The 12,371-nt window shown below is 64.5% G+C and carries 14 protein-coding genes; 2 read left to right on the top strand and 12 right to left on the bottom strand.

Translation table 11 applies throughout. The features are described from left to right. The first annotated feature begins 67 nt into the window (after window positions 1-67). Window positions 68-502, top strand: coding sequence for a DUF2147 domain-containing protein (locus RX330_RS04730; RefSeq protein ID WP_317242228.1), 435 nt, complete (start codon window positions 68-70; stop codon window positions 500-502). A 4-nt stretch (window positions 503-506) separates the two neighbouring features. On the opposite strand, the gene RX330_RS04725 is transcribed toward RX330_RS04730, so the two are convergent. Beyond that, window positions 507-1,652, bottom strand: coding sequence for a DUF3095 domain-containing protein (locus RX330_RS04725; protein ID WP_317242227.1), 1,146 nt, complete (start codon window positions 1,650-1,652; stop codon window positions 507-509). A gap of 224 nt (window positions 1,653-1,876) precedes the next feature. On the opposite strand from RX330_RS04725, the gene RX330_RS04720 reads away from it, so the two are divergent. Further along, a complete protein-coding gene (locus tag RX330_RS04720) occupies window positions 1,877-2,263 on the top strand; it encodes a hypothetical protein (protein WP_317242226.1) in 387 nt (128 codons plus the stop codon). A gap of 102 nt (window positions 2,264-2,365) precedes the next feature. Here RX330_RS04720 and RX330_RS04715 read toward each other — a convergent pair whose 3' ends face one another. The 11 genes from RX330_RS04715 to RX330_RS04665 form a co-directional block, all read right to left on the bottom strand. Next, a complete protein-coding gene (locus RX330_RS04715; RefSeq protein ID WP_212079900.1) occupies window positions 2,366-2,575 on the bottom strand; it encodes a hypothetical protein in 210 nt (69 codons plus the stop codon). A 126-nt stretch (window positions 2,576-2,701) separates the two neighbouring features. After that, on the bottom strand, window positions 2,702-3,427 hold the full coding sequence (locus RX330_RS04710; RefSeq protein WP_317242225.1) for an SDR family NAD(P)-dependent oxidoreductase: 726 nt from the start codon (window positions 3,425-3,427) through the stop codon (window positions 2,702-2,704). After that, window positions 3,420-4,802, bottom strand: coding sequence for a class I adenylate-forming enzyme family protein (locus RX330_RS04705; RefSeq protein WP_317242224.1), 1,383 nt, complete (start codon window positions 4,800-4,802; stop codon window positions 3,420-3,422). Before RX330_RS04705 ends, RX330_RS04710 begins: the two co-directional genes overlap by 8 nt. Next, window positions 4,789-5,034, bottom strand: coding sequence for an acyl carrier protein (locus RX330_RS04700; RefSeq protein ID WP_008135396.1), 246 nt, complete (start codon window positions 5,032-5,034; stop codon window positions 4,789-4,791). Before RX330_RS04700 ends, RX330_RS04705 begins: the two co-directional genes overlap by 14 nt. A 141-nt stretch (window positions 5,035-5,175) precedes the next feature. Continuing rightward, window positions 5,176-6,981 carry a long-chain-acyl-CoA synthetase gene (locus RX330_RS04695; RefSeq protein WP_317242223.1) on the bottom strand — a complete coding sequence of 602 codons (1,806 nt, stop codon included), beginning with the start codon at window positions 6,979-6,981 and terminating at the stop codon, window positions 5,176-5,178. A gap of 250 nt (window positions 6,982-7,231) precedes the next feature. After that, on the bottom strand, window positions 7,232-7,495 hold the full coding sequence (locus RX330_RS04690) for a DUF3551 domain-containing protein (protein ID WP_212079896.1): 264 nt from the start codon (window positions 7,493-7,495) through the stop codon (window positions 7,232-7,234). A 33-nt stretch (window positions 7,496-7,528) separates the two neighbouring features. Then, a complete protein-coding gene (locus RX330_RS04685; RefSeq protein ID WP_317242222.1) occupies window positions 7,529-7,807 on the bottom strand; it encodes a DUF3551 domain-containing protein in 279 nt (92 codons plus the stop codon). Between the two features lie 130 nt (window positions 7,808-7,937). After that, entirely contained in the window at window positions 7,938-9,815 is a 1,878-nt protein-coding gene (htpG, locus tag RX330_RS04680; RefSeq protein WP_317242221.1) for a molecular chaperone HtpG, read from the bottom strand. Between the two features lie 123 nt (window positions 9,816-9,938). After that, window positions 9,939-10,361: a hypothetical protein gene (locus RX330_RS04675; RefSeq protein ID WP_317242220.1), complete on the bottom strand. Its 423-nt coding sequence runs from the start codon at window positions 10,359-10,361 to the stop codon at window positions 9,939-9,941. Between the two features lie 264 nt (window positions 10,362-10,625). Further along, window positions 10,626-11,225: a nuclear transport factor 2 family protein gene (locus RX330_RS04670; protein WP_317242219.1), complete on the bottom strand. Its 600-nt coding sequence runs from the start codon at window positions 11,223-11,225 to the stop codon at window positions 10,626-10,628. A gap of 136 nt (window positions 11,226-11,361) precedes the next feature. Next, window positions 11,362-12,168, bottom strand: a complete 807-nt coding sequence (locus tag RX330_RS04665) for a response regulator (protein ID WP_212079884.1) — start codon at window positions 12,166-12,168, stop codon at window positions 11,362-11,364. Window positions 12,169-12,371 lie beyond the last annotated feature (203 nt).

The following is a 12,371-nucleotide window of genomic DNA, read 5'->3' as shown; positions in this document are numbered from 1 at the left end:
TCCGGCCAGCGTTGCACTATCCCGCCGGCCTGCTATGGAGGCGCTCCATTTTTCGGAACCCCTCTCCATGACTTCCAGATTCTCTGCTCTCATCGTCCTCATCGCCGCGCTGCTTGGCGCATCTGCCGCGCGTGCGCAGAGCGCCGACGGGACCTGGCTCACCCAGGCGGGCGATGCGCGCGTCAAGATCAGCAGGTGCGGCGACGGCATCTGTGGCCACATCGTCTGGCTGCGCGAACCCTACGACACCGCCACCGGCCAGCCCGCCACCGACAGCAAGAATCCCAATCCCGCGCTCGCCAGGCGTCCGATGATCGGTCTGCCATTGTTCAGTGCCATGCAGCCGTCAGGCCAGAACAAATGGTCGGGCCAGATCTACAACGCCGACGATGGCAGTAGCTATGCCAGCAGCGTCACCGTAACGTCGGCGGATTCGCTACGGGTCGAAGGCTGCGTCGGCGCGCTCTGCGGCGGCGAGACCTGGACTCGCGCCGGGCGCTGACGCCTCACGCCATCATTGCCTTCAGCGCGGTTGCCGCCGAGGCGTAGCCGCCTCGCGCGCCATCTATGAAGTGCACGTGATCGCTGCGCAGCACCGACGGGGTGAAGCATGTCATCATCGCAGCATCCTGCCGATGGAGGCCGTAACGCACGACGCCCTCGCCCGCGGCGGCCGCGAGGCGATCGCTCAACGCGCGTTCGAGCTCCTGCGTACAGTCAAGGATCATGCGCAGGCCGTCATCATACTTCCTGAAGTCCGAGTTCTCGACCACCTGACGCCTGTAGACGTTTGCCACGAAGCCGCCGACGTTAAGGTCGAAGCGCATGACGAGATAAACGAACAGCGTATAGGCCAGCACGCTGGCGCGGCGCGCGAGCAGCGGACCACCGCGCCTTGTGCGGGCCTCGAAGTCCAGCCCCTGCGGCGGCCATTTCAACGGTGGCCCTTGCGGGGGCACCGGGCGCGCACCATCCGGGCTGCGTTCGACGAGATGGATGATGTCCTCGATCACCTTGCGGAAGGCATTCGGATCGCCCCCGCGAGCGGGCATCACCAGAACCGACAGGATCAGGCCACGTGAGGCCGGTATCACCTCGAAGCGGCAGGACAGGCCGGAGAGATCCGGCTGCGTGCCCGCCGGCGCTTCGGGAACGGCAAACTCCCCGCGCTTCATCGCAGCATCGGCCCAGGCGAGGCCGCCGCCGGAGAACATCGCATAGGACAGGTTCGCCGAGGGACCGAAGCGTGCCACGCGCACATCGAGGCCTTGCGCGCGGATGGCGCTGACCGGCACCAGGGCCACCCGCATCTCCAGATCGAGATCCTCCCGCACCCAGGTCGCAGTTGCAGCCAGCGCGTCGCGGGCCAGTTCGGCATCGTGAGGCGCAACCGCAAAGCTGGCGCCGTCGCCGCCGAACACGAAGGGGAATTCGCGCCCCGCGAGCGCGTTCGTCACCGCCGCGATCACGGCCGCGCCGGCCATGTTGACCGCCTTGTAGCGCTGCGCCGCGATGGCCTTGGTGGAATCGACGATGTCGGCAACGCCGATGCTCCAATCGTCCGGCAGCGGCGCATAGAGCGCAGGGTCCATCAGGCTGGTGAAGCCGCGGAAGACGGGAATGCCGCCATAGAAGGATTCGCCTGAGGTCATCGCGGCTGCTGGGTGTTTGGAATGCGAAACAAATACGGGGCGGAATGGATCCGGTTTCGCCGGCCGGCGTCCCTTTCAATCTTTGGCCGAAACCGGCCAGGACAACAAGGTGCGGCGGCAACAAGATGTGACCGCGTTGCAATGCCGCAGCATGTCATTGATCGGCATCAAGCGAGGGGCCGGGGAGTGCGGCTATCCTTGTCGAGCTCAAAGGGTTGCATGGGATGATCGAGGTGCCCGACTTCGGCAACAAGGACTCCACCGTTCCGGTCCGCCGGCGCACCGGCATCGACCCGGTCAGCGCGGTCAAGCTGCCCGAAAGACTGACGGAGGCGGTCGATGCCTGGGCTGAATCCCATCGCATGACCCGCTCGGACGCAATCTGCAAGCTGATCGAGCTGGGTCTGAAGATCGCGCCGCCGGCGCCCCTGGCGGGGCATCCGATCGCCTCGGACGACACCAGGATCGAAGAGATCGCAGTTCACGAGATCGAGACCCTGCTCGATCCCGCATTGCCGGCGGACGAACGCGAGCGCCGGATCCGCCGCCTCACCGAAGGCCCGCCGGAATTCTCACACCAACGAATCGACCTGCCGAAGCACCGGACGTGAGGAGCTAACGCATGATCCGGAAAATGGCCGCGGTTTTCCGAAAAGATCATGCTCGAACAAGAACCTGGAGCGCGATGACGATTCTTCCAATCTCGGCGCGCTTCAGTGCAGCTTCTCGTCCTGACGCTTGCGCAAGGTTTCGAGAGAGGCATCGTGGCAGCCGACCAGGCGCACGAATTGCTGCGGGTACATTTCATGGCCGTGACCGCCGGAATTCTGATGCGTCATCGGCGGACAATGGCCATCATCCGGCTTTGCGCGGGATTGTGCCGTGGCGTCCTGATTTGAAGCGGTCATGTCAGGCATGGCCATGGACTGCTCCCTGTCGATTAGGGCAGATCGATTGACGTAACCCAATCGAATGCGAGGCATCTTACGACCAGATCCGGCTGACTGTCATTGCGCCGGATCAACGCAGTGTTGATGTCACGGTTCCGCCTATGCCGTATTCCCGGCATCAACTGTGAACACGGTCCCGGTGACATTGCGGCCGCCCTCGCCGAGCAGGTATTCCACCATGCGCGCGACGTCGTCCGTCTCCGGCAGGCGGCGCAGCGCGCTGCGGCCGGCGATGCGCTTGCGGCCGTCGCCGGAAAGATTATGCGTGAGCTCGGTGTCGATGAAGCCCGGCGCGATGGCATTCACCGTGATGCCGACCTTGCCGACCTCGCGCGCAAGCGATCGGGTGAAGCCGGTGGCGGCGGCCTTGGTCGCGCCGTAGACGGACAGGCCGTTATAGCCGGTCGTGGCAATGATCGAGGAGATGTTGATGATGCGGCCGGCGCCGTCCGCCATCATCTGCCGCGCCACATATTTGGTGAGGATGATCGGCGACAGCACGTTGAGCTGCACCAGCGCCTCGATCTCGGAATTATGCATGGTGGCGAGCAGGCCTTCAGTGCCGAGGCCGGCATTGTTGACGAGGCCGTAGACCGGGCCGAATTCGTCGCGCACCAATTTTGCAAAGGCCGGAATGGCGTCGATCACCGCAAGGTCGCATGCACGGAAATGCAGCCGCCCGTCGGACCCGGCAATCGCAGCCTTGAGCTCTTCGCTCTCACGCCGCGCCGCCGCGATCACGTTGTAGCCGGCGCCGGCGAGGCGTCTGCCGATCGAAAGACCTATGCCGCGACTACCGCCGGTGACGAGAACGTTCTTATGCATCGGTTCGCGCCAGTTTTCCGGCCGGGGTGACATCGAGCGCCTCGACGAAGCGAATCACCGCCGGCACCTTGTGGGAGGCGAGCTGCGCGCGGCACCGATCCAGGATCTGGTCGCGAATCTCTTTGGCGCGCGCGGGATCGGTACCCGCAGTGAGTATCACGTCGGCGACGACGATGCCGCCGGTGATCGGGCTCTTCCGCGATTTTGCCCGCGACATCCGCACATCGGGATGTCGGTTGATCACTGCCTCGATCTCTTCGGGGTGGACCTTCAGCCCGCCGATATTGATGATGCCGCCGCGGCGGCCGACGAAGTAATAGCGGTCGCCGCGCAGCTCGACGATGTCGCCGCTGTCGACAAATCCGTCGTCATCGGTGAGTGCCCCGGCGCTGCGGCCGACATAGGCATGCGCGGTGCGCGTCGAACGGATACGGAGCGAGCCGTCGACCACTTTCATCTCGACGCCGTTGCGATTGCCGAGATAGTCGGCCGGAAAGCCCTCCAGCCCGTCATTCACGGCGAAGCCGACGCCGGCTTCGGTCGAGGCATAGGCATGACCGATGGAGGAGTTGGGAAATGCCGACTTCAAACCATCGAGCACCGCCTGGTCGGCGATCTCACCGGAGAGACGGACGTAAGCCGGGGCGAATTGCGTGGCCGAACCGCTCATCAGGAGCTTGCGCCAGTGCGAGGGTGTGCCCGAGATGTGGGAGACCCCGCGCGCATTCAACCGTGCGACGTGATCGGCCAGCGCCTCCTGCGGATCCGACAGCACCATGGAGCCGCCGGAGAGGATGGCGCGGAGGAAGATTTGCAGGCCGCCATAGCGGCGGATGTCGTAGAACGTCGCCCACACCGGCGCAGGTCCGCGTGCGGGGCCCTCGGCGACGATCGCGCCGGTCAGCGCCTCCAGCGTATGGCCCGCGATTTTCGGCACGCCAGCCGTGCCCGACGTCAGCATCAGCCATTCGGTTGCGCGTTCGGACTTGGCTGGCGTGGCGGCTTCGAGCGGCAATTGCGCAGTGACGACGAGCGCGATGCCCGTGTCGGTCCAGCGGTCGGGCTCGTCGGTGACGACGGCGTCAATCGCGGCATCTGCGATCAGCGCGTCGAGATGTGCCGCGTTGAGATCGGGTGGACATAGCAACATGCGACGGGCGATGCCGTCGAGCTCGATCATCGCAAGGCCGGAGCGAAGCTGGTCCGATAGTTTGAGCAGCACGGCGCGGCCCGACAATTCGCGCAGGCGGCCGCCCAGGACCGTGTGCGACAGGACGTCGGTCAGCGACACGACATCGTGCGCATCGGAGATCGTGCGGCCCTTCAGCTCCGCGCTGAGATGGTCGCGGAGCGCAAAGATCTCACGCGGGGACATTTTCGTAGGCCCGCACGAAATCGCCCACCGTGGCGGGAAATGCAGCGTCCTCGGAGATGGTGAAGGGGTCGACGCCGGTCTCGTCCTCGAGACGTGCGACCAGAATGGCGAAGGCGAGCGAGTCGAAGCCCGTCTCGTGCAGGGACAGATCGTCCGAAAGAGCGGGAAGCGTGACGTGCTGCTCCCTGGCGATCTGCTGGATCGCCTCAATGACCTTAGACCTTACCGACATGGCTGGCTCGCTTTGTTATCGTTGCTGTTGCGGCGGCTCTTGCTGGCCGCCTCCCCATGGCCGCTTGTTTACCCGACAGAAGTAAATGCCTTCTTGGACAATTCAGATAAAATTGGACCTATCTGCCGATTTTCGCGCGTTCTAAAGCCTGATCGAACCGTCCAGGATTCGTGCAAAGGCCTCCGCATCCAACGTCACATAGGCGCCAGATCCGGGGTCTGCCATGAACAGCCGATCGGAGATCGCGGCGGGATCGAAGCCTTCCCTCGCGAGATCGCCCTTCTTCTGCTTGAACGTCTCGGTCGCATCGATCTCGCTGGAGATGCGGATGAAGACGGGACGTGCGTAGGCCGGCAGGCGTTGCGCCAGATGTGCGGGCAATGCCCCAATGTCAAAGCCCTCGTTGACGACGATCGCGCTCATGCCGGCGCGGCCGTCGGCACCGGAGATGGCGACGCCGTAAGTGGTGGCATCGACCACGCCGGTGAAATCGCGCATCGCGTCGTTCACCTCCGAGGTCGCGACGTTCTCGCCTTTCCAGCGGAAAGTGTCCCCGATGCGATCGACGAAATGGAAGAAGCCCTTGTCGTCGATCCGCATCAGATCGCCGGTGCGGAACCAGGCATCGCCTTTGGCAAAGACATCACGAAGGATCTTCTTCTCGGTCTCGCCGGCGTCGGTGTAGCCCTCGAAGCGGCCGCCGCCCTCATCGGCGGTGCCGATGCGGCCGATGGCTTCGCCGGCCTCGCCGCGAGCGCAGGCGAGGCAAAATCCCTCTTCATTGCGTAGCGGCATGCCGCTGTCGGGGTCGAGCTTGACGAGATTGGCAGGAAAGCGATGCGCGAGCAGCGGCGGGACACGGCCGATCGCGCCCGGCTGTCCCTCGACGTTGAACAGCGAGAAATTGCCTTCCGTCGCCGCATAGAATTCGAGGATGCGGGGAATGGCGAAACGCGCCTGAAAGTCGTCCCAGATGTCGCCGCGCAGGCCGTTGCCGCAGACGAGGCGGAGACGATGACGATTCTCGTACTCCGACGGCGGCGCCTTGAGCAGATAGCGGCAGAGCTCGCCGATGTATTGAAACAGCGTGCAATCGTGCCGGACGATGTCGGGCCAGAAATGCGACGCAGAGAATTTCTCCGCGATCACCACCGAGCCGCCGGCGGCCAGCATGCTGCACGGCGCGACGATGCCGCCGACCGAGTGGAATAACGGCAGGCAATCATAGAGCCGATCCTGGGGGGTCGCGGCGGTGAGGCCGGCGAACCAGAAGCCCCAATTGAGAATGCGGCGATGGCTGATGGTGGCGGCCTTCGGCAGGCCTGTCGTGCCCGAGGTGTAGATCAGCAACGCACGGTCGTCGATGGTAACCTCGCCGCGCTCCAGCGGCGAAAGAGGAGCGTCGTCCAGCACGGCAAGCGCGACATCGATGGCGCGATCGCTGCGGGCATCGCCATGCGTCCAGACCTTGGCCTGGGTCTTCAGATGCGGCGTTGAACTCTCGAATATCTCCGTGAGCTCGTGCGCCACGATGATATGCCTGGGCTTGGCGACGTCGATGCAATGCGCGAGCGACTGACCGACCAGCTTGGTATTGAGGAGCGCGACCACACCGCCGACACGGCTGATGCCGAGCCATGCCGCGACATAGTCGATGCCGTTCGGCATGATCAACGCGACGATATCGCCCTTGGTCACGCCGACCGAGCACGCCCAGCGCGCGTAGCGATTGATGCGCTTCGACAGGCCTAGATAGACGAGACTCGTGTCATCGGTGACCAGCGCGACACGGTCGGGCTGACGCTGCGCCCAATCGTCGATGACGTCGGCGAACAGACGTCCGGGCAACGTCTCGATCCGCGCGGTGAGCTCGATGGCTTTCAGCCAGATCTTTGAAGCCGAAGGGGCACGCCCGGTTTTCGGTTGCTCGATGACAGCGGTCGTCATTGCCGTTCATTCTTTCGGAACGTTTCTGCTGGTTCCGGCAACTTAGCTCGCGCGCCCTGCCTAGGTGTTAAAGGACAAGGTAAAACCCGGTTAGTGCGGAATTAACGCTAGCTATCCTTTACCAGGCCGGCGATCTCGGCGGCATGGTGTCGGCGCAGGCCGATGGCCGGCGCAAGATGGGCGGAGCGCCTGGCCCTCACATCATCTGCACAAGCGGACCGCGATTGGCTTGGTGGCCTGTGCAGGGGCGCTAGCCGCTGCGCCGGTGACGCTGGCGCTGCGAAGGTACATTGGACCGATAATACGGATTGAGATCGCAGGTGGCGGCGCGGCCCGAGGCCGTGGCGCGGCACTGCGGCATCGAGGTGAACGAGCAATCGTACCAATTCAGGCCGCCGCGGCCGGAATAGACGTGCATGCAGACGGGATAGCTCGGATCGTAGGTCTGCGCATGCGAGGGCGTGAGCGCGAGCAATGCCGCGACGACGATGATGGGGCACGACCAGAGACGCATGAAGAGTGCTCCTGCACGCCGCATCGACGATCGCTAGTGCGGCTTCTTGTGGCGCCGGCGAGGCGGCGGCTCCTTGGGCGCGTAGTAGGGATTGACGTCACAGCTCGCCGCGAGCCCCGACGCCGTGGCCCGACATTGCGGCATCGAGGTGAAAGAGCAGTCGAAATAATCACCGCCGCCACCGCCGAAGCCGCCACCGGCCGTATAGACGTGCATGCACACCGGATAGCGCGGGTCGTATCTCTGAGCATTGGCCGGTGCCGCAACGAACAGCGCCGCAGTCGCGGTGAGGGTCAAGATCGGCAGGCGCATGGACTTAATCCTCGAATCGACGACGTCGGCGGCGGGTCTGATGCCGACGGCCTGCTATGGCATAACACGAAGCCGGCGGCGACAGTTCTTGGGTCGGATGACGGCAAGGTGAGTGCAGCGGGCTACGGCGCTATGCGCCGAGCCCCTGCAGCACCAGCCGGTTCAGCCTCGCCGCAAACGCAGCGGGATCTTCCGGCAATTCGCCATCCAGGATCTGCGCCTGTTCGAGCAGGAGCAGGCTGAGGTCGTCGACCGCCTTGGAGCCGGCCTGCGCCTTGGTGATCGCGCCCACCATCGGATGGCGCAGATTGATCTCCAGGATCGGCTTGGTCTTCATGCCGCGGTTCTGCTGCGCCAGGATTCGCTCGAGCTCCCGGCTCGGCCCCTGGCTGTCGGCGACGAGGCAGGAGGCCGAGCTGGTGAGGCGCGTCGAGGCCTTGACGTCGCTGACGCGCTCGCCGAGCGCGGCCTTGATCACAGCGATGGTGGCGGCCTCGTCGGCTTCGGGCTCATCCTTCTTCGCCTCGTCCTTGTCGTCGACGCGCGGAATCAGGTCGAGATTGAGATCGCCCTGGCTCAGCGACTTCAGCGGCTTGCCCTCGAACTCCGAGGGCATCGAGGTCCAGAAGGCGTCGACGGGATCGGACAGCAGCAGCACCTCGATGCCGCGCGCCGTCGCGGCCTCGAGCCGCGGGTTGGACCTCAGCCGCTCGATGCTGTCGCCGACGAGATAATAGATCTCGGTCTGGTTCGGCTTGAAATCGGCGATGACCTGCTTCAGCGAACGCTTCTCGCCCGACGTCGTGGTGAAGCGCGACAGCGCCAGCAGTTTCTCGCGCCGCTCGAAATCCTCGTAGATGCCTTCCTTGAGCACCGCGCCGAAGGCGTCCCAGATCTTGGCGAAATTGTCCGGATCCTTCTCGGCGAGGCTTTCGAGCTCCGACACGACCCGGGTCGCCACCGCCTTGCGGATCTGCGCGAGCTGGGGATTGTTCTGGAGCATCTCGCGGGAGATGTTGAGGGGAAGGTCCTCGCTGTCGACGACGCCTCGGACGAAGCGGAGATAGCCCGGAAGCAGATCGGCATCGTCGGTGATGAAGACCCGGCGGACGTAGAGCTTCACCCGGCCCTTGCGGTTCGGCTCGAACAGGTCGAACGGCTTGGTCGAGGGAGCGAACAGCAGCACGGCGTAGGAATAGCGGCCCTCGGCGCGGTAATGCAGCGTCATCGCGGGATCGTCGAAGGCGGACGCGATCTGCTGATAGGCTTTCTTGTAGTCTTCTGCCGTGAGCTCTGATTTCGAGCGCTGCCATAGCGCGCTGGCCGAATTGATCTGGCGCGGCTCGCCCTCTTCCGGCACGAGCTCGATGGGAAACAGGATGTTGTCGGAATAGGCACCGACGATGCGCTCGATCTCGTAGGCCTCGAGGTATTTCTTGGCATCGTCCTTGAGATGCAGAACGATCTCGGTGCCGCGCGTCAGCCGCGCCGCCTCCTCGTCACTGGCACGGGCGATCTCGAAGCCGGAGCCACCGGAAGATGTCCAGGTCCAGACGTCGCTCTCGCCGGCACGGCGGCTGACCACGGCGATCTTCTCGGCGACCATGAAGGCGGAATAGAAGCCGACGCCGAACTGGCCGATCAAGCCGAGGCCATCCTTGGCCTCCTTCAGCTTCGATACGAACGCCTTGGTGCCGGAGCGGGCGATGGTGCCGAGATGATCGATCAGCTCCTGCCGCTCCATGCCGATGCCGTTGTCGGCGATCGTGAGCGTCGCGGCTTGCTTGTTTGGAATGATGCGGATCTTGAGCGCGTCGCCCTCGCCCAGCAGCGCCGGGCTGGCGATCGCCTCGTAGCGCAGCTTGTCGCAGGCGTCGGAGGCGTTGGAGACGAGCTCGCGCAGGAAGATGTCGGTCTCGGAATAGACGGAATGCACCATGAGGTGCAGAAGCTCGGAAACTTCGGCCTGGAAGGGCTGCGTATGCACAGCCGTGTCTGACGTCGTCATGCGTTTACCCGGTCAAAACGAAGGGGAAGAAACCCGGGATATAACGCGAGCGTGCGGGGGATCAAGTGGACGTGAACGATCTTGCTCTCGGCGGAAGGACGCCCGGTCCGGCGTCCTTGCGGATCAGGTCACGCAACGGCCGGGCTGAAGCAGCTTTGCGACCTCGGTCAGGGAGCTGACCATCGGCTCGCAGGCGATCGTCGGCTTGTTGCGGACCTTCTTCTGGTTCTGGAGCAGCATCGGCGGCTTGGCGTTGCCGGTCTCGATCACCGCGGGCACCCGCAGCAACACCGAGGTATTGGCGAGATCGTTCAGCCGCATTGAGACGGTGCGGACGGGTACCGGTGCGGGCTTGATGTCGGCAAGCCGGTCGGCCTTGCCGGCGCGGTTGACGTTCTGGCTTGGCGCGGAGGTCGAGCCGTGGCTGGGGATATCGGCGACCGCCTGCCAGCGGTCGGCCAGATCGTGGCCGGAGGCCAATTGCGCCGCGCCGAGCGTTGTGGCAATCGCGATGGCGCCCAAAAATGCCTTGTAAATCTGTGACATGACTGCCGATCCCTCGCCCCATGGCGATCACGGGAACAACGCCGGCGGTGGACCAGGGGTTCTTGACCGTTACGATCACTTAACCGTGTGCGACAATGGCCGCAGCGCGCGCAAAATATTTCGCGGGGCGTGGAACGACTCGCGCAGGCAGGAGTCGTCTCAGCAGCCGGCTATTCCCCCCTGCCCCATAAGCCGGCGACGTAGGGCGCGACTGTGGTGATGCCAGTCGCGCCTTACTTTTTTCTGGGGCTCGCTTGAGTCGCGCTATTTGGCTTTTTCCGCGAGCCACTCCCGCCCCTCGCCATATAGCTTTTCGACCTCTGCGCCGGTCAGGCCCGGCATGTCGCGCTTGACCTTGTAGCCGATCAGCTCCTGCATGTAGGCGAGGTGGCGGTAGCCTTCGGGCAGCGCGGCGAGCGCCTTCTGGTCGAGACGGAGTGTCGCGGCGGGATCGACCGGGTCGATCCGGTCCTTCTCATAGATCGGCTGGCGGCGGACGATGCCCCATCTTTCCTGGCGCTTCTCCAGGAAATCGTAAAAGCGCCCGGTGCAGACGACGTCGCAGAGCACGTCGTGCACCAGGGCACGCTGCGAGATCGTCATCTTGGTCTGGGCAATGGCCCGCTCGCCCTTGAGGTCGATGCTGGTGCCGCCGAGGAAGTGCAGGATGCGCACGCCCTTGGCGAAGCCCTCCTGGCTGACGCGCATGAAATCCCGCGCCGGCCCCTGAAACCAGGTCGCGGACATCCAGCCCTCCTCGTGCCAGACCGTGGCAAAGCGCTCCCAGTCGCCGGCATCGCGCCACACCGCCCAGTTCTCGACGAGGTCGCGAATGGCGAGGCGGTCGAGGAGTTGCTGGTGCATGGTCCGTCTCCGGCTAGATTCATGCATGAGGTATGAGCGGCGCCGCGGATGCGCGTCAAGCGCGGACAACCGACACGAAAAATCCGGCGTGCCCTGCAGCACGCCGGATCAAATCGTTTCGCGAACGATGCCTTCCTTACGCCGCCGGCGCCTTTGGCGCCCGGTTGCGCGAGTTGCGCTGGAAGAACAGCGCCTGGCTCGCCACCGCCGACACCATCGCGGGCTGGAAGGGCTTCGAGATCAGGAATGCCGGCTCGGGACGCTCGCCGGTGAGGAAGCGCTCGGGGTAGGCGGTGATGAACACCACCGGCACCTCGAAAGTGCGCAGCAGCTCGTTGACGGCGTCGAGGCCCGACGAGCCGTCGGCAAGCTGGATGTCGGCGAGGATCAGACCCGGGCGCTTGTTCTTGGCGAGCGCCACGGCATCGGCATGGGTCCGCGCGACGCCGACGACGTTGTGGCCGAGATTCTTCACCAGGCTCTCGAGGTCCATGGCGATGAAGGTCTCGTCCTCGATGATCAGCACGTCTGTCGCGATCTCGGCCGCCATCTCGCGGCCTGCGGCATCCGCAAGGCGCCGCGTCTCGGCGACGTCGGTGCCGAGGATGTAGCCGACTTCCTCCTCCGAAAACCCCTCCAGGGAGAGCAGGAGGAAGGCCTGCCGTGGCAGCGGCGTGATGTTCGACAGGCGCCGCTCTGGCGGCATCGGCAGGGTCGTCACCTCCGAATCGTCGTTGACCGAGACCGAGTTCCAGATCTGGGTGAACAGCCGGAACAAGCCGGCGCGCGGTCCATGGCTCTCGTCGAGCACCGCTGGATCTCCCAGCATGGCTTCCAACATGGCAGCGACGTAGGCGTCACCGGAGGCCTGGCTGCCTGTCAGGGCGCGTGCGTACCGGCGCAACAACGGCAAGTGTTCAGCAACAAGCTGTGAACGGGACATCCCCACTCCATTCGTGTTCGGGCCGGCCTTGAGGTCGAGATCCTGAGGTCAGGCGTCACGCGGGGGGCCCGGGTTCCCCTGCTGGGCTGATTACGCCTCAACTTGAGAAAAGTTCCGTCCGGCCGGGAACTTTTTCTCGAACCTGGAATTGTGCCTAACCAGGGAACGGCTCCCGGTTGAGAAAACCTCTCGAACTTACAGTC

The organism is Bradyrhizobium sp. NDS-1, assembly GCF_032918005.1.
Lineage (GTDB): Bacteria > Pseudomonadota > Alphaproteobacteria > Rhizobiales > Xanthobacteraceae > Bradyrhizobium > Bradyrhizobium tunisiense.
This window is presented reverse-complemented; position numbering and strand designations above follow the sequence as displayed.